This is a genomic window from Mycobacterium kyogaense, assembly GCF_036946525.1.
GTDB classification, from domain to species: Bacteria; Actinomycetota; Actinomycetes; order Mycobacteriales; family Mycobacteriaceae; genus Mycobacterium; species Mycobacterium kyogaense_A.
Genome location: NZ_JAQIIY010000004.1, coordinates 83,152 through 106,692, shown reverse-complemented (window position 1 = coordinate 106,692; position 23,541 = coordinate 83,152). Strand labels below are relative to the sequence as shown.

Genomic DNA, 23,541 nt, shown 5'->3' with positions numbered 1-23,541 from the left:
CCTCACACAGCAGGGGCGAGGACGACGGCCGCGTTGTGCCCTCCCATGCCCAGCGAGGTCTTCAGGGTCAGCCCGGGCAGCATCGGGGTGAGGCCGTCCAGCAGTCGGGGATGGCCGGGTGCGACGGTCGGCGGGGCGGGCACCTGTTCCTCGGCGTAACCCAGCGCGGCGGCGGCGACCTCGACGGCGGCCGCCGCGCCTTGGCAGTGTCCCGTCAGTGGCTTGACCGAATAGATCTGGGCGGCGCCGCCGAGGACCTCATCGAGAACAGCTGCCTCGACCGTGTCGCACTGCTGGGTGCCGGGGCCGTGCGCGTTCAGGTAAGCGATATCGGTTGCGTCGACCCCGGAGGACGCCAACGCGTCGAGGACGCAGCGGTCCACCTCGGTCCGGGACGGATCCACCGAAGTGAGGTGGAAGGCGTCGTGCGTCATCGCGCCGCCCAGCACGTGCACGTAGGGCGCGTCACTTCGTCGGGACAGCACGAAGGCCACGGCGGCCTCGCCGGCCGGGAATCCCCGGCTGCCGTGCTGGAACGGACGGCAGGCGTCGAGCGGGTCGGTGTCGACGACACCCACGCCGAGTCGGACGAAATGCTCGACATTTTCCGGCGTCAGCGACAGGTCGGTCGAGACGAACACGACGTCGTCGACCATGCCCGTGTCCAGCCACATCTTCGCGGTGATGAGCGCGGCGTTCCCCGAGGCGCACATCGCCGACACGTTCATCGCAGGACCATGAAACCCGTACTCCTGCATCAACATCGACACCGGGGTAGACGGCATCAGCGTCAGGTAGTCGCGGACGCGGCGGTTGGCGTGGTCCTTGAGGTAGAAGGTGCGCCAGCCCTCGACCTCGGCGATCACGACCGCGTGCAGCAGGCCCACTCTCGGCCCGGGTGTCCAGCCGCGCTGGCGGGCGTCGGTGATGGCTTCGCGCGCCGCGGCCCGCAGCGCCTGGCCGAAGCGGCTCAGGCCGTCGCGGGGATCGCCCTCGTCGGGGATGCGGGCCAGCCAGGCGTCGTCGTGCTCGCCGGGCCCGAAGCCTGGGTACAGCGTGGCGGCCGGTTTACCGCTGGCCAGCCCGTTCCACAACGTGTTCCTGCCCCACCCGTACCCGGTGACAGCCCCGATTCCCGCGATGCCCATATGTGCAGTGCTCATGTGATGTCCCTTCGTGGACGTGGTGCCCCGGCGGGGCCTTGGCTTGATTAGCCCGCAATCAGCGGCGGAGCACTAGCCCAAACGCCCGGTCGCGGCCATACTCAGGAGCAGCGCATTTCGTGGCAGCTACTGCCACAGTTGCTGAATGTGTCTGCGCAGCAAACGGACTGTGGTGGGGAGTGTGAGTACAACGCCGGAACCGAGTGCCACGGGCAACTCCCAACGCCACGTCGACACGGCGGAAGAGCGTTACCGGCGGCTGGTCGACGTCAGCCCCGACCCGATGTGCGTGCATTCCGATGGTCGCGTGGTCTACGTCAACCCGGCTGGGGTGCGGGGATTCGGGGCGCAGAGCGCCGAGCAGATGGTGGGGCGGCCGATCACCGATTTCGTCCAGCCCGACTCGATCGGCCCGATGCTGACGCGGATTGTCGCGCTGTCCGAAGAAGGCGACAGCTCACCGGCCTCAGAAGCCGTTCTCCGGCGTCTCGACGGCAGCCCACTGGAGGTGGAAGCGGTATCGGTGCTGACGAGCTGGGATGGCGAGCCCGCCTATCAGGTCATCTTCCGCGACCTGACCGCGCAGAAGGCCGCTGAGGCGACGCTGCGCTACCAGGCGGCGTTGGTGAACCATGTCAGTGACGCCATCATCGCCACGACGGCAGACGGCGTCGTCGCCAGCTGGAATGCGGCCGCAGCGGCGATCTACCGGCGTCCGGCCGCGCGTGCTCTGGGCCTGCCGCTCAATGAAGCTGTCGATGGCGATGTGGATCTGGCCGGCATCGTCGCCGGCGGCGGGGTCGTGCACGCCACGCACCGCTCCGCAGACGGCTGCCCGGTCAACGTGAGGCTGTCGGTCACTCCGATGGGCGAGGGTCACGTGGTGCTGTGTTCGGATTACACCGCACAGCGGCGAGCAGAGGTTCACTTCGAGTCGGTCGTGCGGTCCCTGCATGACGGAGTCGTCGTTCTCGATCGACGTGGAAAACCCCAGTCGATCAACCCGGCGGCCCGGCGGATCCTGCGGTTGGGCAGTGACGGATTGGTTGCCGACTACTCCAGCGGCGCACTCACGTTTCCGGTCTTCAATCGCCGAGGCGTCCAGATCGGCGACAACGAACTGGGCTCCGTCAAGCTGATGTTCGCCAACGCGCCGCTGGAGAACACGGTCGTGGGCATCGGACGGGCGGACGGCTCACGTGCGTGGCTGTCGGTCAACTGCTGTCTGCTCGACCCGGATGATGCGCAGAATTCAGCGCTGCTCGTGTCGTTCGCCGACATCACCGAAGAGCACAATGTCAAAGCCCACCTCACCTACCAGGCCCACCACGACCCGCTGACGGGGCTGCCCAACCGGGCTCAGATCGAAGTCAGGCTCGTGCAGGCCGCGACGACGGACGCCCGGTCACCGGCGGCGGTGCTGTTCGTCGATCTCGACAACCTCAAAGCCATCAACGACGATCTGGGCCATCACGCTGGCGACGAGGCTCTGCGCGAGACTGCCCGGCGACTGCGAAACAGTGTGCGGGACGACGATTTCGTCGGCCGCCTCAGTGGCGACGAATTCGTGGTGTTGCTATACGGATCTCTGGACCGTCCGGCGTTGGAAGCGCTGACCGCGCGCATGCACGGCGAGTTCGAAAAGCCGATTCAATTCGGTGGCAGGCTTCGGAAGGTCAGCGTCAGCATGGGAGTCACCGAGTTGTCGGCGGAGGACGAGCGTCCCGTCGAGGACATTCTGCGCGACGCGGACGCGGCGATGTATCGGGCCAAGATCCTCCGCGCGGGAACGTCTTTCGGGTGACGGGCCCGTAGCGACTCGCGCAGCGCCTCAGCCCGAGTGCGACGTCGGGACGTGGGCGAGGCCCGGCCTACCGCCGGGGTTGTGACGCGCTGACCGGCTGACGGGGCGGAAAAATTTTCCGCCCTTCGTCGAACATTTGCCCTGGCAGGCATGGGTGGAGTTTTTCGCTTTGCAAGCAGCCGACCTCGAGCTGTCAGGAAACACTCAGGAAAAACAAGATTGTGAGCTAACTTTCCCGTGGGGGAGTCACACGGGGGGACTCTAATTTCATACGGGGGATGACCATGGGTCATGCACGCCACATCGGCCGTGTCGGAGCGCTTGCTGTCGCGTTGGGAATCGGGTCGGCGATCGCCTGGCCGGCCGGCGTTGCCTGGGCCGAGCCGGACACCGGCACATCAGTCAGCCCGGGGGGGTCGGGCGACTCACAGTCGAACACCGCTGACGATGGTCCGGGATCGTCGACCACTACTGATGCGGTGAACGACAACTCCGACAACGTCGGTGATGACGATGCCGGCGGCGACGGCGACCTCGGGGACGAGGGTGACGAAGCGCCGGTGCTCGACGATGTCGAGGTGCCAGACGATGAAAGCGATGACTCCGAAAATGTTGTGCAGGAGCCAGATTCGAACTCGATATTCGACGAAGAGTCCGAGGATCTCGACGGCGACGACGATTCGCCGCGTCCCGATCACCGCCAGCGCACCATAGTCCGCAACGCTCCTGTCGAGAAGCCGGCGCCGGTCGTCGCGCCGAATGCCGGTGCGGACACGACAGTCCTGCGCACCGAGGAAGCGCCCGTCGCGCCGCCGCAGGCGCCCGTCGACCTGACACCGACGGTGGCTCCGGTCGTCGATCAGGATGTCTCGGACGAGCCGCCCGTCGAGGAGCCCGCGGTGACGACGACGCTGCTGTCGACATTGCTGCTTCCGGGCGGCACGGATGGTCCGTCCGCGCCGGCGGATTCACCGCTCGCATGGGCGCTGCTCGCTTTCGCCCGACGCCAGGGAAATCAGCAAAGCAACCAAATCGGCACGGGTACGCCGACGGTGTCCACCGGGGAGCTGGTCGACGCCGCCGCTGACGACAACAATCCGCCGACCGGGCGGGTGGTCGTGGGTTCGCCGTCGCCGTTCACGGGTCGGGTGACCGGTCGCGTGATCGGCTCCGACGAGGACAGGGATCCCCTGACCTACTCCGGTCCGACGTCCACCGCGAAGGGCACCGTCGTGGTGTCGTCGACGGGGCGTTTCACGTACACGCCCACCGCTGCCGCCCGCCACGCCGCGGCGAAATCCGGGGCGACAGACGCGGACAAGACCGACACCTTCGTCGTGAACATCGCCGACGGGAACGGCGGCGTCACGCCGGTCAGCGTGACCGTGCGGATCAGCCCCACCAACGCGCGGCCCGACGCGTCGAGCGTGGTGGGGCGTCCCGACCCCGCGACCGGAGCGGTCGGCGGTGCGATCGTCGCCGACGACCCCGACGACGATGCGCTCACCTTCGAGGCGAGCGATCCGGCCAAGGGTTCGGTCGTCATCGATGACGACGGCAGCTTCGTCTACACCCCGACCGAGGAAGCCCGCGACGCCGTACGCGGAGGCCGCTACAGCGACCGCTTCGACCGCTTCTCCGTCACGGTCGACGACGGGCACGGCGGCACCGACACCATCACGGTCACCGTCGCGATCGCCGCGAGCGACAACGCGGCCCCGGTGCCCGGCGAGGTCGCCGCGGGCAGCCCCAATGCGTTCAACGGGTCGGTGCGAGGCCAGGTGCGGGCCACCGATCCAGACGGAGATCGATTGACGTTCAGCGGTTCCGCCACCACCGAGAAGGGCACGGTCTTCGTGACTCCGGCGGGGCGGTTCGTCTTCACGCCCACCGCGGATGCCCGGCACGCCGCCGCAGCCACCGGAGCTCCGGCCGCGGACAAGACCGAAACGTTCCTGGTCACCGTCGTCGACGCCTACGGCGGGACCGCGGTGGTCCCGGTGACCGTCACCATCGCGCCGCTCAACAGTGCGCCCACGCGTGCCCGCGCCAGCGCCGGCGCGCCCGACGCCGAGACCGGGGCGGTGGACATCACCGTCACCGCGCGCGACGCCGACCGGGATCCGCTGACCTACACCCCGGCGGCCAGTGAGAAGGGCACGGTTGTCGACAACGGCGAGGGCAGCTTCACGTTCACTCCGACGGCGGCCGCCCGTCAGGCTGCGGCAGCCCCGAACGCATCGGAGGCGGCCCGGTTCGAGACCCTCACGTTCACGGTCGCCGACGGTCATGGCGGCACGACCACCACCACGGTGCGGGTCGCGATCTCCCCGGCCACCACCACACCCACGAACAGCAACCCAACCGGCGGGACTTTCACTGCGGGACAGCCGGATTCGGACGGAACTGTCACCGGCACGGTGAGCGCTACCGATCCCGACGGTGATCCGCTGACCTATAGCGGGCCGGCTACGTCCACGAAGGGCGGCACCGTCGTCGTCAACGGCGACGGCTCCTTCACCTACGACCCGACCGACGCTGCGCGGCACGCCGCGTCGGCGCTGGGTGCCTCGACGGCCGACAAGCAGGACACGTTCATCGTGACGGTCTCAGACGGCAACGGCGGCACGTTGGCGGTCCCGGTGACGGTGACGATCCTGCCGCGCAACGCCGCGCCCGTCGGGTCGTTCACCGCCGGCTCGCCCGATGCCACCGGGAAGGTCACCGGTGCGGTCACGTCGACCGACGCCGACAACGACACGCGCACCTACAGCGGTCCAACGACGTCGGCCAAGGGCGGCACACTCGTCGTGAACGCCGACGGCACCTTCACCTACACCCCAACGGCCGCAGCGCGGCAGAACGCCGCCAAAGCCGGTGCGACAGAAGCAGACAAGACCGATTCGTTCGTGGTCACGGTGAACGATGGTCACGTCGGGGGCTCGGCATCGGTAACGGTGTCAGTGGCGATCCTCCCCGCGGCGAACAGCGCACCCACCAATGGCACCGCGACTGTCGGACAGCCGGATTCGAGCGGCAAGGTCAGCGGCACGGTGAGCGCCACCGACGCCAACGGTGATCAGCTGACCTATACCGGATCGACGTCCACGGCGAAGGGTGCCGTGGTCGTCAACGCCAACGGCACGTTCGTCTACACGCCCACCGACGCCGCGCGGCACGCCGCATCGGCGCTGGGCGCGAGCTCGACGGTCACGCGGGACACGTTCATCGTGACAGTCGCCGACGGTCGTGGCGGCACCCTTGAGGTCCCGGTCACGGTGAGCATCAGCCCGAGTAACACTGCGCCGCAAGGCAGTTTCTCGGCGGGGGCGCCGGCGTCCGACGGCACGGTCACCGGCACCGTCACGTCATCGGATGCTGATAACGACGTCCGCACGTACAGCGGTCCGGCGACATCGGCCAAGGGCGGTACGATCACGCTTGACGCGGCCACGGGCGCGTTCACGTACAAGCCGACCGCTGCGATGCGCGAACAGGCCACGCAGACAACGGGAATCGACACCGACACGTTCACCGTCACTGTCGCCGACGGCCATGGCGGTTCGACGCCGGTGCAGGTGACGGTGACGATCGCACCGAATGTGGTGACCACGGAATCGACGCCGGGCATTCCGGTCAGCGGTGTGGTCGCCGCGCCGGGCGGGACGTTGTACCAGGTGACGACCAGCATTCCCGGTCAGAATCTCGACAACGCGGTCAGTCGTGTCAGTGTGCTCACCGCGGACGGGCGCGTTCTGGTGACGACTGCGGATATCCCGGGGTTCCCCAACGTTCCACTGGCGCAGCCCGACGGAAATCTGCTCGTCACGATCGCCGGTTCACGTGGCGGAGCGAAGTTCGTGACGGTCAGCCCGACAGGAACTGTGACGCAGGTCCTCAGCCTCGATGGCGTTGCTCTCGTTGGCTATCCCGTGGTGGGCGCGAACGGGACGGCTTACTTCATGACTGCCGCCCCCAACGGCACCTTCGCGCTGGTGGGTATCACCGGTGACCAGGGGCAGGCCTACCAGCTCGCGGGCACGCCGGCTGGTCTCCCAGCGGTGGGGGCTGACGGAACGGCGTACCAGCCCGTCACGACCACTGGTTCCGACCCCCAGACATCTGTGCTGGTCGTGCGACCGGACGGCACGTCGACCACCACGCAGGCTGTTCCTGGCAGAAGCAATGTCCCGATGGTCGTCTCCGGCGGCACGGCCTACCTTCTCGTCAACGATCAGGCGTCGCCATTCACCACGACATTGGTGACAGTGACGGGAGCGACGGCGACGACGCGCACTTTGAACGGATCGCCGGGATCGCAATTGATCGTGTCGCCGGACGGTTCCGTGCTCGTGACGTTGATTGCCTACGGCGATGACGACATCTCCTATCGGATCGCGCGGCTGACGTCGACAGTCGTCACGACGTCGGCGTCGGCAACGGGTTCGGTCAAGGGCTGGCCGCAGGTGGCGCCGGACGGTACGGCCTATCTGGCGATCACCGACGACCAGGGTGCGGCAAAACTGCTTGTGCTTCGGCCTGGCGGAGCGAGTTCGGAGATCAGCCTCGCCGGCGAGTTCCCCGGATCGACGATGCCGGTCATCAACCTGGCGGCGATCGGGCCGGACAACAAGGTCTACGTTCCGTTGACTGATGGCGAGGGCTCGTACTTCGTGGCGATCGTGAGCCCGACAGGGACGGTATCGACGCGCAGCGTGGACGGGTACCCGGCGTTTGTGCCCGTCGTCGCTGCTGACGGCACGGCCTACCAGGTGGTCCAAACGTCCAACGCGGCGGGCGACTCGTTCACTCATGTCGTCGTGCTCAACAGCGGCGCGAGCACGGTGTCCCTCCCGGGCAGCCCCTCACAGCTCCAGGGAGGCACGTCGCTCGTAGCCGTCGCCCCAGATGGAACGGGGCTTCTCATCGTCACCAACACCGACGGCTCGGTGCGGGGCCTTTCGTTCGACAAGAACGGCGAGACACATGGCTCGTTCACCGATCGCGGGGCACCCACCGCAGCAATCGAATTGGGCGGCCTGCAGGGTGCAACGGGCAAGGTGTTCGTCTTCGGACCGGATGGGACGGCGTACGTGACCATCATCGAATCCACAAGTGATGACGAGACGGGTCAGGTGACGGTGCTCAAGTCGGCGGTGTACGCGATGGGCTCAGCGGGTGTCACCAAAGTCCTGGAGGTGCCCGGACGCGTCGCCACCGCGCCGACTGTTGCGCCCGACGGCACGGTCTACGTCAGCACCGCGACGCTGAACGGCACCGACGGGGTGACGACCGTCAGGGTGATCACGCCGCCATCGGTCCTCTAGCGGAACGCACGGTGGGCTGGGTCCTAGGGGGTCCAGCCCACCGGTGTGTCTAGGCGGCGAGGCGGCTGAGGAGGCAGCGCGCACCCAGCGTGACGAGGCCGCGGTCGAAGGTGATGACCATGTCGAAGCGGCGCTGGGCTTGCGGGGTGCCGGCGGGCGACACCTCGCGGGCGATCAGTCCGGCAGCGATGTCCGGGCCGAGGACCAGGATCGTCCACTCGTGCACCAGCGGATCGTCGGTGGCGAGGTGGACACCGCGCAGACCGTTGCCGAGGTCGTCGGGCACGTTCGCGCCGAACATCGCAACCAGCGGCGCCCGTTGCGCGAGCTCGGTGTAGGTGCGCATCGTCGAGGCGCTGAGCCTCGACTGATCCTGCACGGTGGCCAGGACCATCGGTGGACTCTCCGCGTTGTTGGCCAATCGCTCGATGTGCCGGGACAGTTCGTGAAGGGTGTCGAAGCGTACGGTCCGGGGCCGTAGACGGTCGCGCACCAAGGCAAAGGTCGACGCATCGTCGGCTAGCGGGAATATCGAGGCGTGCGATGGTCCGATGAACGCATCTGGGGTGTGAGTCAACGCACCGGGCCGGCCGAAGCGGTACCCCTGGCCGAGGGTGGCGCCGTACGCCAGGGCTTGCTCGAGGTGTTCGTCGGTCTCGATGCCCTCACCGACGATCACCGCACCGGTCCGTTCGTGATGGGCGATGACGCCGGCAATGGTGCGCGCCTGAACGCGGTCGGGTTGTCGCTGAACGAGGTTGAGGTCGAGCTTGAGGAACTCAGGTTGGATGATGTCCAGCAGCGCGAGCGAATCCGTGTGTGCGCCAAGATCATCCATGGCGATCTTGAAACCCTGAGCGCGCAGCGAAGCGACTTTACCGAGGAGCGCCCGTGGGTTGGTCAGCAGTCCGCGCTCGGTGAACTCGAACGCCACGTCGAAGGCGGAGGCGGCCGCGGCCAGCGCGCTTGTCGCCTCCACGTCTATGTTCGAGGTGGTCGGTTCGCAGTTGATCAGCAGCAGCATGCCGGCGCGCCAGGCGCCGTCGAGTGCCCCGCCTGCGGCGGAGTGGATGCACTGGTGATCGAGGCTGTCGAGCTGGCCCGTCTGTTCGGCATGGGCGAAGACTTCGAGGGGGCCGAGACCGTCAAGCCGTGGCCACCGAGCGAGCGCTTCGTAGCCGACGACGGCTCCGTCGGGCAGGGAAACGACCTGCTGGAAACTGGGTTCCAGGCCGACGCCCGCTGCAGCTGCGGTGAGCTGGTCCGTCATCGGCCCCCTAGTCCGGTGATGTGGCGGCGTTCCTGAAAATATCGCGCCGCCTGCAATGCAAGCGTACGTGTCCGCTCAACTACCCGTCTTGGGCCGGCGACGGCGGGCCAGCAGCGCCGCGATGACGGCGACAACGATCACCAGGACGCCCGCGGCGATGGCCAGGGGCAACCAGCCCTTCTGCTCGCTGGAAGTCGCTGTCTGAGCGTCGGATCCGCTGTCGCCGATCGCGCGGACGGTGACATTCGTCGGGACGCCTGCGGCCCCCGCGGCCAGGACATCGCCGGTCAGTGCCGACCAGCCGCCCTGAAGTCCGTCGATGTAATCCAACAGTGGATCCACCAACCGCCAGTCGTTGGTGGTGCTGATCAGGACCACCGTGCGATCGCGGGCCTGATCGCCGAACACCTGGATCGAACCGAGCCCGTCGGCGACGTCGGCGCGAAGCTCGGTGGGCAGGCCGATGTCGACGGTGTTGGCATCGCCGCCGATCGGCGGGTCGAGTGTGGTGTCGGCGACGGCACTCGATTTCGCGACGATCAACGCGCCGGATCGGGAGTCGGCCGCGGTTTTGACGTCGACTACCTGCGGTGTCAGCTGCTGGCTGGTCAGCCGGGCGATGGCGTTGATGGTACGTGCTGCGTACACCAGTTGCGCGGGACTGGTGCCGTCCATCGCGACCATGAAGCTGGGGCTGAATTCCGAAGGCAGAGAGGTGAATCCGCCAGCCGGGACGCCTCCCCGGTGCAGCGTCAGCGTGGAGCGCGGATCCACCTGGAAGGTGATGGGCGCGATGAGGGGTCCGCACGTCTGATGCGGGGTGTAGGTCAGCGCCATGTCCAGCCCGAGGTACTGCGTCAGCGCTGTGCCCGCGACGTCGAATGTGGCGTCCAGGCGCCCGCTGTTGTCGAGCGCGGCCCGGTACAGCACCCGATCGTTGGATCGGATGATGACGCTGGCCGCGTCATCGGACGGTACCGGGGTGTAGTCGGCGAGCAGGTGCACGGTGGCGCCGTCGACGCGGCCGATTCCGAGTGCGGAGCGGTCGACGCCGACGGTGACGCTGCCGGTGCGCAGCACGTCGGTCTTTCCGGTGATCTTCAGCTGCTCGAAGGTCAGCGTGTCGCCGGTGGGGGTGGAGGTGGGGCCGGCCTGGTCGATGCGTGCGGTCGGCGTCTGCACCAGCGACTGCAATTGGTTGACGAGCAGACCGACCTGGGTGGTCAGTTCGTCCCCGTTGCCGCTCACCCGCAGCCGGACGGTGTCGGCGCCGGGGTCTTCGATGGTCAGGCCGGCACGTCCGCCGGATTCCACGACGACGGTGCGGCCGAACTGCCCGGCGGGTGGTGGTCGCGTGCCGCGCGGCTGCGTGATGACGTCGACGACGAGCGGCTGGGAGTGGTAGAGCCGGGTCAACGTCGAGACCATGGTGAGTACCGACTGTTGTTCGGCGGTGCTGGCATCTGTGGGGGTGTAGATGTTCACCCGTTCCAGCACCGGCGGGAAGAAGGTGGCGACGGTGGTGGCCGGCGCTTCGGCACCGGTGAAGACGGTGCTGAGGCCGCTGAGCGCGAGCTGCTGCAGGGGTCCGCAGAAGCCGTCGCGGTTGTCGGTTGCGCGCAGGTTGAACGTCAGCGACATCGAGGACGCGCGGACGCGTGCGGGGGCGATGTCGACATCGAGGGGGGTCTGCGGCGGAGCTGTGGCCGCCGGCGGCAGGGGGATGTCGGCCAGCAGAAAGCCGTTGCCGTCGGTGATCTCGAGGAAGCCGGCGTCGACGTTCATCGGGGCCGCAATGGTGCCTTGCAGTCGCGTCGCCTGCAGGCCCGAGGGCACGGGCACCGTCACGGTCGTGGGGCTGTCCGGCCCGAGGTACAACCCGTCACTGACGCCGAGGGTGCGCCACGCCAACGCTACCGATGCAAGGTCAGCGGTATTGCTGGGTTGAGCGCCTGCGTTTGGGACCTCGATGGCTGCCGACATTGCTGGCATCACGCACAGGGCAGACGTCAGGAATATCCGCCACAGCGAGGATCTCCTCATTTCCGTGTCCCGTCGGGGCCGACCCTTTTCGTACTGGCAATTGCGCCGACGCGCAACGGAAATCGTGCGGTGGTGAGGGAGGGCGATCGTCGTCGCACGCGTGTCTTCTTTCCCGCAATTGAGTGACGGAATGGCAGCAGTGGTGGACTATACCGGCGCATCAATGGGCTAGACGGGTTATCGCCTGGCTGTGATGTCACCGTTTCGTGACGCGAATTCCCCGGCAACCGTCCGTCGTAACGCCGTCGGCGGCATCGGATCTGAGATAGCGTATGCGCACCGGTGTACCGCGTGATGCGCGAACGATGGACACAGGAAAGGTCGCTGCGTTGAAAGGTCACCCTTGACGGTCCATGACTTCACGCGGATTCTGCGGACCCGCTGGAAAATCATTTGCGGCGTGGTGCTCATAACGATGTCGGCTGCCGTTGCTTACCTGTTGCTCACGGCTCCCCAGTATGTGGCCTACACGCGATTGTTCGTATCAACGACGTCCGATGGCACCAATACACAGACCAACGACGGTGGCCTGTTCGCCCAGCGTCGTGTGCTCTCCTACACCCAGCTGCTGCAGGGCGGCCTGCTCGCCCAGCGCACGATCGACAAGCTCGGGCTCGATATGACGTCTGAGCAACTGATGAAGAAGATCACGGCGGTCGCGCCCACGGACACCGTGCTGATCGACGTCACGGTGCAGGACTCCTCGCCCACGCGGGCCCGCGACATCGCGAATACCCTCGCCGACGAGTTCGTGGTGATGGCGGCCGCGTTGGAAACCCCGGACCTCGGTGCCCGGCCGAACGCTCAGGTGGTGGTGCAGCAGCGCGCCGGTGTGCCGGAAACCCCCGTGTCGCCCAAGAAGTCGCGGATCCTGGCCGTGGCGGCCGCAGTCGGCCTGCTGCTCGGGGTTTTGTTGGCATTGATTCGCGATCGGCTGGACCCGGCGATTCGGCGTCCCGAATCGGTCGAAGCCATCACCGGAGTCGGCGTGATCGGCGAGATCCCGGCGGGAGGCGGTCGTGGTGGGGGACCGGTCGTCGCGTTCGAGCACGACGATCCCACGGTGGCCGACGCGTTCCGCGAACTGCGCACCAATCTGCAGTCACTGGAGGTGGCGCCCGGCCCGCGAATGCTGCTGGTGGCCAGCTCGCGAGCCGGAGAAGGCCGGACCTCCGTGGCGGTGAACCTCGCCGTGGCACTGGGTGAAGCCGAGCATTCGGTGGTCGTGGTCGACGCCGATCTGCGCCGGCCCAGCGTTGCGGCGAGCCTCGACATCACCGGTTCGGTTGGGCTGAGCACGGTTCTGATGGGTGCGGCGGAGTTGTCGGACGCCCTGCAGGAGACGCAGTTCTCCTTGGTGACCGGGCTTCCTGCTGGGGAACTGACGGTGAATCCGACCGAGATCCTCGGAACGCAGAGAGCACGAACGGTTTTCGCCGAGCTGGGTAAGCGCTTCGACTACGTCGTGGTGGATAGCCCGCCCGGGACGGTGAAGGACGCGGCGATGGTCGGCGCATTCATGGAGGGCGTCTTGCTGGTCGTGCGGTACGGCTCGAGCACGCGCAAGGACGTGGCCGATACCGTTACTGCATTGAGACGGGCGGGTGCACCGCTGACCGGTGCTGTCGTCATGACGCACCAGAAGTAAACAGGCAGTGTCGATGCGCCCCACCGTGTTCGCGCCCGCCCCGACCGGCGTGGGCCTTGCGGATGACGGCGTCCGCTATCCGCGGTTCGAGCGGCACGCGCTGGCCGGATTGATCATCCTCGCCGTCGCACTCGTGGTGGTTCCCGAGGCCATCAACCACATCTTCGTCAAACACGCACCCGATCTGCCACCGCTCGAAGAGTCAGGTGGTTCGGGAGAGGTTCCGCTGGCCCACCTGGCACGGCTGGGCGGTTCGGCCGCGCTGCTGGCCTACACGTCGGCCGTGGTACTGCTGACCCGCGGCCGCCCGGACCGCACGGTCGGGGGCGTCCTCATCCTGCTGCTCGCGGTGAATGTGCCCTACGTGATCAGCCCGTCGTTGCCGCCGCCCGCAGACTTGCCGAAGATCCTGCTGGCCAATCTCTTCGTGATCGCGCTGTGGAAGACGGGTGCGTCCATCGAGGGTCTGAAGTGGTTGCCGATCCTGGTCACCGGGATCGGCGTGTATTCGTTGATCGGCGGACTGCTCGTCCCCGACTACATGATGTACAACATCGTCTCCATCAAGGCGATCATCGGCGGCTGGGAGCTTGCCGGTCCGTTCGGGCACGGCAATGTGCTCGGAATGTATTGCGCAGTGGCGTTTTCGCTCGTTCCATTGGTTCCGGGCAGGCGGTGGCAGCTGTTTTGCGGCGCCGTGCTGCTGACGACGATCCTGGCGTCGGCGTCGCGGACCGCGGTGATCGCCGCGGCCATGGTGCTGCTGTGGTGGGGCGTGTGCCGCATCCGATCGGTCATCAATGTCCGCTTCTCAGGAACCGTGTTCGTCAGTGCTGCGGCGTGCGGAATGGTGATTCTGCCGTTCTTGCCGTGGGATCCTGACGCGTTCACCGATCGCGCTGCGGTGTGGGCGGCCAGTCTGGCCCAGTGGCAGAGTTCCCCGCTGGTGGGTCTCGGCGTCAACTGGTTCCTGATCGATGCCCAGCACAACGCGAACGTCGCGGCGTGGGCCTACGTGGGCACGGGACACAACCTCGTGGTCGATACGTTGGTCAAGTCGGGAGTGATCGGTGTGGCGGTGTTGGCGCCGGTGCTGGTGATCGCGATCCTGGGCACGCGGACGCTTCAGCCGAGTCGGCAGATCGCGCTGTTCGGTTACCTGGGCGCCTTTTTCGTCGCCGCCTCGACAGAGGCGGTGTGGGGGCTGCTGCCGAACCTGCAGCTGTTCCCGATCAGCGGTTTGATCTTCGCGGTTCTGGTGCTGAATCGGTGTGGTAGACCGGTATGACTGGCGACGCAGTGAGTGTGGTCATCCCGACGATCGGACGACCGAGTCTCCGTCAGGCTGTGGATTCGGCTCTGCGACAGACGGTTCCGCCGGCAGAGATCATCGTCGTGCTGGACCGCGACTGTGTGCCCGATCTGCCGGATGCGGAGAAGGTGAAGGTGATTGCGACCGCCGGTGCGGAAGGCCCCAGCCGGGCCAAGCATCTGGGTGTCGAGGCGGCGCGCGGCGATGTCATTGCGCTGCTCGACGACGACGACGTGTGGCGACCGGAGAAACTCGAGCGGCAGCTGGCAGCCGCTCCGGAGGGCTCCGAATGGATCATGTCATGTCGCTTCCGCCGTCTGCTCGACGGCGGTGAACCGATCGTCGGGCCCCGCACACTGCTCGACCAGTTCGAACCGGTGGCCCCCTATCTGTTCGAGATGCGGGAACGGCAGGCGTTCAACATGGTGCAGACCTCGACGCTACTGTTCCCGCGAGCGTTGACGCAGTCGGTTCCGCTCTCGGTGGCGGAGGGGTCGATTCACGACGACCCGAAGTGGCTGATGGAGGTGCGGCGCGCCTTCCCGCGCTTGCCGATCATCCAGTTGCCCGATCCGCTGGTCGACATCGTGTGGACTGCCGTGTCGGTGTCCCGGGCGGGGATCGATCGCAGTGCCGAGTACATCGACTGGGGTGTACGCGAACTGGCCGACGAGTCACCGCGGGTGCGGGGCGATTACATGCTGACCTCGGCGGTGGGGTCGGCGTTGGGGGCCGGCTCACTGCGCGGAGTGACGAGATCGATCGCGGCGGGAGTCCGGTACGGCCGTCCCGGTTCGATGGCGTGGGCGAGCGCGGCGAAATCGCTGGCGCGCCTCGGCAGGCAGCGGCTGCCCCGCGGGGAGCGTTGATGTCGCCGAGCTTCGCCAAGAACACGCTCCTGGGATTCGCGTCAGGCGCCGCGGTGGCGCTGGCCGGCTTTGTCGGGAATGCGATCGTGGCGCGGTTGTTGGGCCCTGAGCGGCTCGGCGTTTTCGCGTACGTGGTGTGGTGTGTGACGGTCGCGGCGACGATCGCCTCGCTCGGAATCGACGTCGTGCAACAACGTTTCATCCCGAATCTGCGTGCCGAGGGGCGCGGCGACGAGGCCGAGGGCCTGATCGGGGCCACCACCCGGGTGTCGATCTCGGCGATGACGGTGGTCGGGATCGTGCTCGTCGGCTACCTGCTCTGGCCGGGCAAAGGTGCGCTCGAGGGCACGTCCACGGTGGTCGTGATCGTCGTTGCGGCCGCCTGGTTCGTGACCTGGAAACTGGGCGATCTCTATCTGTTCTATCTGCGGGGTGAGCAGCGGTTCGGCGAGGTCGCGCAACTGTCGGCGGTCTCGGCGCTGCTGAAGGTGTCGACGTTTGCGGCGGGTGCATGGCTGTTCGGCATCCCCGGAGCGTTGGCGGGCTACATCGCCGGCAGTCTCCTGCCGGCGAGCAGGGTGTACCGGCTGCTGCGCAAGAAGCCCCGGGTGGAGCCTGCCCTGCGCCGCGAGGTGGGGAAGTTCGCGCTGGGCAGTTGGGCCGTCGGTGTCATCGGCACGCTGGTGTTCGGCCGCACTCAGGTGGTGTTCCTCGAGCACTACAGCGGATTGACCGCCGTCGGATTGTTCGCCGCGGCAGTCACGATCGCCGAGATGGCGGTGCAGCTGCCGCCGATGCTGCTCTCGGCGCTGCTGCCACGCTTCAGTGAGCAGCACGGGATGGGTGCCCACGATCACATGGTGCGGCTGTATCGCACCACCACCGCGTTGATCGCGATGGTGATCGTCCCGCTGTGCCTCGGGCTTGCCGCCGTCGCGCCGGTGTTGATCCCGGCCCTGTTCGGCGCCGATTACGCCGACGCGGTACCGGCGGCGGCGGTGCTGCTGATCGCCGCAGCCATCTCCGCGCTCGGGGTCACCACGCTCTACCTGCTTTACAGCACCGGTAAAACGGCTCTGCTGGTGATCTCCAACGGCCTCGGCCTGATCGTCACCATCGCGCTGGGGTTCCTGTTGATTCCTCGCCACGGACTGATGGGCGCGGCGTGGTCGCGCGGGGCGGCTCAGGTTCTCGTCGTCCTGCTCGAAACCTGGTACGTGACAGTCAAGTTGAACTTCCGCCCGCCGTACCGCGTGCTCGGTGCCATCGCGGCCGCGGCGGTGGCGGCCGCCGCGATCGCCGATCTCATCAGCTCCCAGTGGGGCTCCGCGCTGTCGCTGGCGGTGTCGATTCCCGCAGCGATCATCGTGTACGCCGCGGTGCTGCGGACGTTGTCGGTGGCCTCGATGGTCGACCAGGGGTTGGTCAATCGGCTCGTCGAGCGGGTGCCGGAACACAAGCGGCCGCTGGTTCGGAAGCTGCTGAAGCTGCCGACACCGAACACGTCGTCCTAGCCTGGGTTCAGTCGGATCCGTCGGCGGTGTCGGTCAACGCGATGGCGGCGAGTTTGCGGCTGTTGTCGGCGCGCAGCACCCCGAAGTTGTCCTCGATCTCGTTCGGATCGGTTCCACCATCGACCAATTCGTAGTAGATGAGGGGGCCGACCCAGTCCCAGGCGTCGACCTGCCGGCGGGCCTGCAGCAGGGTAGCGGCCTGGTCCTGTTCGGACACGGCGCTCGGACCGGTCCCGGTGGGGGCGCCGTACTCGGTGATCCACACCTTCTTGGCGCCGTCACCGCGCTGCGTCATCAGGGCATGCAGCGCCGGCAGGTCACGGAAGCCTCCCGTCGTGCGCTGGGTGCGATCCATCGGGTACGACGGAAAGGTGTAGGGATGCACGGCGATTCCGTCGGCCAGTTGCGCCGCGCCATCGTCGTAGAGATGGCTGAGATAGGTGGTCGGATCGACGTCGGGCCCCGGGCTGCCGTAGGTGGGGGAGAGCCCGCCGATGAGCAGGGTGGCGCGCGGGTCGATGTCGCGCACCGCCGCCGCGGCGGCACGGAAGACGCGCCCGTACTCGGCGACATCGGGGTCGGGCGGCCAGAACTTCCCGGTGTTGGGTTCGTTCCAGATCTCCCAGTCACGCACACCGCGTGCGGAGTAGCGCTGCGCTGCGACGCGGGCGAAGTTGGCAAACGCCGCGGGATCGTGCGGGCGGTCGCGATTGGATTCGGTCATGCCTTTCGTCCACGGCGGGGCGAAAGCGAGCACGAGCAACACCTGCATGCCGCGACGCAGCGCGCGATCCACGATCGTGTCGGCCGACGTCCAATCCAATCGACTTTGAACGGGTTCGATCACCGACCAGTCGACGTCGACGCGTACCCACCGAACGTTCATCGCGGCCATCGCGTCGAACTGCTGCTCGAGTGACTGCGCGTCGGCGCCGCGGTAGTGCACCGTCATCCCGATCGGCACGTGCGTTGGGTGGGATTGGCAGGAGGTGATCAGTCCGGCGATCAGGATCAGGCTCAGCAGCAGTCGGTTAGCGCAGGACGGCACGGGTATCGGCTTCGCGGGTGAACGGCCGACCAGCCAAGCCTTCGGCGCGCCCGATCAGCAGCGCCGCCGCGTCGCGCGGGCTGAACTTCTCGGGGTTGCGGATGGGCATCAGCGCCGCAGCCACGAGGTGCGCCGTCTTGTACCACAGCGGATAATCCCAGGTGCGCAACAGGTTTCCCGCGCCGCGGCCGTAGTTGCGCAGCTTGCGGCGTCGTTCGTGGGGCGGCAGGTGCGCGAATTCCGTCTGGGCCCACACGACGACGTCGTCGGCCCAGACGATGGCGAAGCCGTCGAGTCGCGCCATCCGCAGCAGCAGGTCGGGTCCCTCGGCGGACTGCCACGGGGTGTCGGCGCCGGAACCGCGGCCCGGATCGAACCCGCCGACTGTGTTGAAGGCGTCGCGGCGGAACACGGTGGCCGGCTCGATGGCCCCCCAGGCGCTGCGCTTCGTCAGCGGCGTTCCCGGAGCGGGCAGCGGATTGCGTGGGCCCTCGCTGTCGAGCAGCCGGCCTGCGCACACGGTGGCAGTCGCCACGCAGTGGCGGGCGAGGCGCTCGATGAAATCGGGTTCGACGTGGCTGGTGTCGTTGGGGAACCAGAGCCAGTCGACGTCGTCGGGCAGCAAGGCCACGGCGGCGTTGCGCCCGTTGGAGATTCCCCGTGCGCTGACGGTGGTGCGGATGGTCAGGGTGTCGGCGAAGTCCGCGATCACGGCCGCCAGGTCCTGCTCGCCCGCCGGATCGTGATGGGCGATCGCCACTGCTGCGACAGGCCGGCTCTGCGCGGCCAGGTCGGCGAGCAGTTCACGCAGGGGCTCCCAACGCCCCACCGTGGTCACCGCGACACCGATTCGCGGTGCGTCACCTCCCATGGCCGTGAGCGTAATCCAGCGGCGCCGGTATTCGGTGGGCAAACGAACATCGTGAACTGGCGGTAGCCGATACGATGACCTCCGTCGCACGTCACAGAATTTCAGGATCGATTTTGCCGTGGTATCTCGGATTGCCGAGCCACGGATTGAGCACGGGGGGATGGCGGAGATGCGGTTTGCGTTCCTGACCGAGCTCTATTTTCCGAGCGTCGGCGGCCAGGAAGTATTCTTCCAGGAGTTGGGCGAGGCGATTGTGCGCCGGGGCCACACCGTCGACGTGTACTGCATCGGACACGTGCCCGACCTGCCGGATGTCGAGGTCATCAACGGCGTCACCGTGCACCGGGAAGCGAACTCGGGCAGCTACAAGACGCCGAGGTTCAAGGCGTTGCGGCGCAACTGGTTCGACATCACGAAGTACAGCGCGGGCATCTGGCGTGTCGCGGTGCGCGGTGATCATGACTTCTACCTGCTCAACGAGTGGCCGCTGATGCATGTCCTAGCGCTGCCGGCGTCGGTTCGCGAGCGAACTGCTCTGCACTGGTGCGAGATTCGCGACGATAGGCTGCTGCGCACGCTGCAGGCGCAGTTCCCGAAGCTGGTCGGGTCCAATTTCGCGGTCGGTGAGGCGGTTGCTGCCGCGATTACCCGACAGTCGGGGCGCGAATGTGGTGTGCTGCCCAGCGGTATCGAGGCCCATCGGTATCGCGCGGCTCCCGGTGCCGAGCGCTCGGGCGTGCTGTACGTCGGTCGGCTGGCGCCGCACAAGAACCTGCCACTGCTCATCGATGCTTTCGGGCTGGCCGCGGAGCGCGGCTTCGTCGGTGACCTCGTGATCGCCGGGGCGGGGCCATCACTCGACGATGTGAAGGCAACCGTCCGACAGAGTCCCGCAGCCGATCGGGTGCACGTGCTGGGGTCGGTGGACGAGGCGCCCAAGCTGGACCTTCTCGCGACGTCGTCGGTGCTGGGCATGCCGAGCCGGCGCGAGGGTTTCCCCCGGGTGATCGCCGAGGCCATGGCCAGCGGGCTGCCGGTGGTGACAGCGGATTTCCCCGAGAACGGCGGCAAGGACGTCGTCAAGCAGTACGGCGCGGGCGTGGTGTGTGGCCAGACGCCCGTCGCGTTCGCCGACGCGTTGCTCGAGGCGCAGGCCGGCTGGGAGGGCTACTCGCAGGCCGGGCGCGCCGGTGCGGTGGACCTGGACTGGACGCACATCGCAGAAAAGCTCGAAAAGCACGCTCAACAGAGACAACTCGGGGGGTAGCACGTATGCGCATCATGGTCACCGGCGGCGCCGGCTTCGTCGGCAAGGAGTTGGTGCGGACGCTCAAGGACGGTAACGACGTGCTCGTCGCCGACCTGCTGCGCTACGGCACGCCGGACTGGCTGGCCGGTGAGCTCGACGGTTTCGCGTTCGAGCGGGTCGACATCCGCGACGCCGCCGCGATCGCCGCGGTCGTCGAACGCTTCGCCCCCGAGGTCGTGGTGCACCTGGCGGCCATCCACTACATCCCGGAGTGCGACGCCGATCCGGCGAACGCGGTGGCGACCAACGTGACCGGCGTGGTGAATGTGCTCTCTGCGCTCGCCCCGGGCACGCGGTTCGTCTTCGCCAGCAGTGGTGCGGTGTACGAACCGGACGAAGAGCCGCATCGGGAACTCGAGTCGGTGGTCAAGCCGGTGGACATCTACGGCTTCACCAAGGACCAGGGCGAGGACTACGTGCACATGTTCGCGGCGAACCGCGACATCGCGGGCGTGATCGTGCGGCTGTTCAACGTGATCGGTCCCGGGGAGACGAACCCCCACCTGCTGCCCGCGATCGTCGTGCAGCTGCGCGACAGCCCGGAAGCGATCAACCTCGGCAACACCTGGCCCAAGCGGGATTACATCGACGTCCAGGACGCCGCGGGTGGCTTCGCGGCGGCGGCACTGGGGGCGGTGCCGAGTCCCGGCGGCGTCGAGATCGTGAATCTGGGCAGCGGACAGCAGTATTCGGTGGACGACATCGTGAACAGGATGCGCTCGGTGCTGGGCTTGGACTTCGAGGTGCGCCAGGATCCGAGCCGGATGCGGGCGGTGGACCGGCCCTACCTGGGTGCGGACATCTCGCGCATCGGGGAGCTGTTCGGGTGGTCGCCGAAGTGGGAGCTTGACGAGACGCTGAAGCGGATGTGGGCCAACCCTGACCTGCTGCCGCAGTTGGAAGGCCGGTTGACTTGACCGACCGCCGGGTCGACTTGCTGTTCGACGCACGGCACATCCGGCAGAGCGGGATCGGCACCTACATCGCGACGTTGCTGCCCAACCTGGAAGACACGTTCGCCGAACGAGGACTCTCGCTGGCCGTCCTGGTCAACGATCATGCGGTGCCGGAGCTGCGGCACGCGCGCATCGTGACGGCCCCGCCGGCCGCGATGTACACGGTGGGGGAGCAGCGGGTGTGGGGCCGCGCGCTCGACGAGGTGCGGCCGCGCGGGTTCTGGGTGCCGCACTACCCGTTTCCGTTCGCGACGCTCTCACCGCGGCACCGGCGCACGCAGCTTTTCGTGACGGTGCACGACACCATGCACGTACGGGAACAGGAGATCAGCGGTCAGAGCGCGGCGCGACGCGCGTATGCGCGGGCGATGTTCGTGCTGGACGGACGGTTCGCGACGCTGGTGTTGACGCCGTCGGAGGCGACCTCGGCGACGTTCGCGGCTATCGCGCCGAGGGCACGCACGACGGCGACGCCGATTCCGGTGGACGAGCACTGGTTCGCCCCCGTTGATCCCGCGCTGTCGCCGGTGCCCCAGCCGTACGTGCTGTACGTGGGGAACGCCAAGTGGCACAAGAACTTACCGTTGCTGCTGTTGGCGTTCGGGGACGTCGTCGGCGACATCCCGCACCGGCTGGTGATCGCGGGCAGCGGGGAGGCGTTGCGTGGGGGAGATGAGCGGGTGCCGGCGTTGGCCGCGGCACTGGGGGACCGGGTCGAGGTGATGGGCCGGCTGGACTTCGAGGTGCTCAGGGCGCTGGTGGCGGGCGCGGACCTGTTGGTGATGCCTTCGCTGCACGAGGGCGCGGGGTTGCCGCCGATCGAGGCGATGGCCTCACGCACGGCGGTGACTTCCGCGGACATCCCTGCTCTGCGGGAGACATGCGGGGACGGGGCGGACTACTTCGATCCCACGAAACGGGCCGAGCTCGCGGCGCTGCTTCGCAGGTTGTGTGGAGACCAGGTGGCCCGCGCCGAGTTGGCGGAGCGGGGCTGGGCGCACGTGAGCGCGCGGCAGAAGGGTCTCTCGTTGAAGCCGGCCGCCGAAGCGGTAGCGGACGCGCTGGCTTAGCCGACGTGGCCGCAGCACGGCAGGGCGTGCTGTGCGGGTTCGAAGCGGTCGGGACGTGCGGCGAACGCGATGACGGCGAGGGTGATGAGCACGAGCGCGGCGACGGCGGCCACCTTGGTGGCGCGCTGGACCTGGTAGAGGCCGTGCCTCATGTCCTGCCGGGCCTGGCTCACGGCGGCCCAACTGACCTGGCGCAGCGGCTCTTCCACGAAGTGGTGGCAGGCGATGGCCAGGCCGAACGACAGGGACAACGCGGCGGCGTAGTAGTAGACGTTCGTTTCCATCGCGGCGGAGAGCAGCACGATGACGGGCCAGTGCACGAGGTAGAGGGCGTAGGAGAGGTCGCCGAGATAGGTGGCGGCACGGTTGCGCAGCAGCGGTTGGAACAGCGGCTCGCTGCCGACGCCGGCGGCGATGACGAGAAGGGTTCCGACGACGGGTAGCAGGGCCCACGGGACGGGGAAGCCGCCAGCCGCGGGATCGATGAGGAACAGGCTGGCGACGATCAGCGCCACACCGGCCCACGACAGTAGGGGTCGCAGCCACACGGGAAGGGTCGCCAGCGCGCCGACCGCGGTCGCGAGAATTGCGCCCGCGCCGAGCTCCCAGACGCGGGCGAACGAGTTGAAGAACGCCCAGTGCGGTGCCGCGACGGTCTCGTAGGTGGCCCAGGCGAGGGATGCGGCGGTGACGACCCCGCTGGTCGCCGCGACGGCGCCGAGCCGACGTTCGCGACTCCACGCGCGGCGCGCGACGACAACGGTGATCGCGAGCACGAGGAGCGGCCAGACGACGTAGAACTGCTCCTCGATGGCGAGGGGCCAGTAGTGCTGCAGCGGAGAGGCGGCGTCCGCGGCCATGGATGCGTCAGCGCCTCGAGAAGCGAAGTGCCAGTTGGCAAGGAATGCGAGGGAGAAGAGTGCGTCAACACCGGTGTCGTGGGCGCGGCTGGGAATCAGCACGGTCGACGCGACAAAGGTGGCGACGGCGACGAGAATCGCAACGGGCAGAATGCGGCGCGCGCGGTCGAGCCAGAAGCTACCCACGGACACCGAACCGGTGGACTCGGCGCTGCGCAGAAGCAGGTCGGTGACGAAGAAGCCGGAGACGACGAAGAAGACGTCGATGCCGACGGTTCCGCCGCGGGGCCACCCGCCGAGGTGGGCTGCGAGCACAGCGACAACGGCCAGTGCTCGCAAACCTTGAACGTCTAGACGATAGTTTGCTCGTTCTGCACGTCGACGGCGACGCAGCGACGATTCTCGATAACGGTCCAGCGCAGTAACCATGATTGCCCCCCGGCGCCCAATTGACGGTTACGGGTAATGATCGCTGAT

Annotated in this window: 15 protein-coding genes; 9 read left to right on the top strand and 6 right to left on the bottom strand. The window is 67.6% G+C overall.

Translation table 11 applies throughout. From position 1 onward, the window contains the following. Nucleotides 1-2: 2 nt before the first annotated feature. Nucleotides 3-1,163: a beta-ketoacyl synthase N-terminal-like domain-containing protein gene (locus tag PGN37_RS01755; RefSeq protein ID WP_335329297.1), complete on the bottom strand. Its 1,161-nt coding sequence runs from the start codon at nucleotides 1,161-1,163 to the stop codon at nucleotides 3-5. Between the two features lie 181 nt (nucleotides 1,164-1,344). Between PGN37_RS01755 and PGN37_RS01750 the strand changes: the two genes are divergently transcribed. Together PGN37_RS01750 and PGN37_RS01745 are read left to right on the top strand one after the other, a co-directional pair. Continuing rightward, nucleotides 1,345-2,967, top strand: a complete 1,623-nt coding sequence (locus PGN37_RS01750; RefSeq protein WP_335329296.1) for a sensor domain-containing protein — start codon at nucleotides 1,345-1,347, stop codon at nucleotides 2,965-2,967. Between the two features lie 278 nt (nucleotides 2,968-3,245). Beyond that, nucleotides 3,246-8,294 carry an Ig-like domain-containing protein gene (locus PGN37_RS01745; RefSeq protein WP_335329295.1) on the top strand — a complete coding sequence of 1,683 codons (5,049 nt, stop codon included), beginning with the start codon at nucleotides 3,246-3,248 and terminating at the stop codon, nucleotides 8,292-8,294. Nucleotides 8,295-8,343: 49 nt separating this feature from the next. Here the strand turns inward: PGN37_RS01745 and PGN37_RS01740 are convergent, their stop codons facing one another. Beyond that, complete coding sequence (locus PGN37_RS01740; RefSeq protein ID WP_335329294.1) at nucleotides 8,344-9,564, bottom strand: sensor domain-containing phosphodiesterase; 1,221 nt, start codon at nucleotides 9,562-9,564, stop codon at nucleotides 8,344-8,346. Nucleotides 9,565-9,639: 75 nt separating this feature from the next. Then, on the bottom strand, nucleotides 9,640-11,475 hold the full coding sequence (locus tag PGN37_RS01735; protein WP_335329293.1) for a hypothetical protein: 1,836 nt from the start codon (nucleotides 11,473-11,475) through the stop codon (nucleotides 9,640-9,642). 475 nt (nucleotides 11,476-11,950) lie between these two features. Here PGN37_RS01735 and PGN37_RS01730 point away from each other — a divergent pair, with 475 nt between their 5' ends. From PGN37_RS01730 to PGN37_RS01715, 4 genes are read left to right on the top strand one after another with little or no spacing between them, the layout of a single operon-like run. Then, complete coding sequence (locus tag PGN37_RS01730) at nucleotides 11,951-13,255, top strand: polysaccharide biosynthesis tyrosine autokinase (protein WP_335329292.1); 1,305 nt, start codon at nucleotides 11,951-11,953, stop codon at nucleotides 13,253-13,255. Nucleotides 13,256-13,268: 13 nt separating this feature from the next. Then, on the top strand, nucleotides 13,269-14,543 hold the full coding sequence (locus PGN37_RS01725; RefSeq protein WP_335329291.1) for an O-antigen ligase family protein: 1,275 nt from the start codon (nucleotides 13,269-13,271) through the stop codon (nucleotides 14,541-14,543). Further along, on the top strand, nucleotides 14,540-15,436 hold the full coding sequence (locus PGN37_RS01720; protein WP_335329290.1) for a glycosyltransferase family 2 protein: 897 nt from the start codon (nucleotides 14,540-14,542) through the stop codon (nucleotides 15,434-15,436). Before PGN37_RS01725 ends, PGN37_RS01720 begins: the two co-directional genes overlap by 4 nt. Then, nucleotides 15,436-16,950: an oligosaccharide flippase family protein gene (locus PGN37_RS01715; protein ID WP_335329289.1), complete on the top strand. Its 1,515-nt coding sequence runs from the start codon at nucleotides 15,436-15,438 to the stop codon at nucleotides 16,948-16,950. The genes PGN37_RS01720 and PGN37_RS01715 overlap by 1 nt, the downstream gene beginning before the upstream one ends. 7 nt (nucleotides 16,951-16,957) lie before the next feature. Here PGN37_RS01715 and PGN37_RS01710 read toward each other — a convergent pair whose 3' ends face one another. Continuing rightward, entirely contained in the window at nucleotides 16,958-17,998 is a 1,041-nt protein-coding gene (locus PGN37_RS01710; protein WP_335329288.1) for a cellulase family glycosylhydrolase, read from the bottom strand. Continuing rightward, nucleotides 17,982-18,869 carry a glycosyltransferase family 2 protein gene (locus PGN37_RS01705; RefSeq protein ID WP_335329287.1) on the bottom strand — a complete coding sequence of 296 codons (888 nt, stop codon included), beginning with the start codon at nucleotides 18,867-18,869 and terminating at the stop codon, nucleotides 17,982-17,984. Before PGN37_RS01705 ends, PGN37_RS01710 begins: the two co-directional genes overlap by 17 nt. 169 nt (nucleotides 18,870-19,038) lie before the next feature. On the opposite strand from PGN37_RS01705, the gene PGN37_RS01700 reads away from it, so the two are divergent. Genes PGN37_RS01700 through PGN37_RS01690 form a run of 3 tightly spaced genes read left to right on the top strand, consistent with a single transcriptional unit; the run spans nucleotide 19,039 to nucleotide 22,204 of the window. Next, nucleotides 19,039-20,136: a glycosyltransferase family 4 protein gene (locus tag PGN37_RS01700; protein ID WP_335329286.1), complete on the top strand. Its 1,098-nt coding sequence runs from the start codon at nucleotides 19,039-19,041 to the stop codon at nucleotides 20,134-20,136. Between the two features lie 5 nt (nucleotides 20,137-20,141). Then, nucleotides 20,142-21,095, top strand: coding sequence for an NAD-dependent epimerase/dehydratase family protein (locus PGN37_RS01695; protein ID WP_335329285.1), 954 nt, complete (start codon nucleotides 20,142-20,144; stop codon nucleotides 21,093-21,095). After that, on the top strand, nucleotides 21,092-22,204 hold the full coding sequence (locus tag PGN37_RS01690; RefSeq protein WP_335329284.1) for a glycosyltransferase family 4 protein: 1,113 nt from the start codon (nucleotides 21,092-21,094) through the stop codon (nucleotides 22,202-22,204). Before PGN37_RS01695 ends, PGN37_RS01690 begins: the two co-directional genes overlap by 4 nt. Here PGN37_RS01690 and PGN37_RS01685 read toward each other — a convergent pair. After that, a complete protein-coding gene (locus PGN37_RS01685; protein ID WP_335329283.1) occupies nucleotides 22,201-23,403 on the bottom strand; it encodes an acyltransferase family protein in 1,203 nt (400 codons plus the stop codon). The two genes, PGN37_RS01690 and PGN37_RS01685, sit on opposite strands and share 4 nt — an antisense overlap. Nucleotides 23,404-23,541 lie beyond the last annotated feature (138 nt).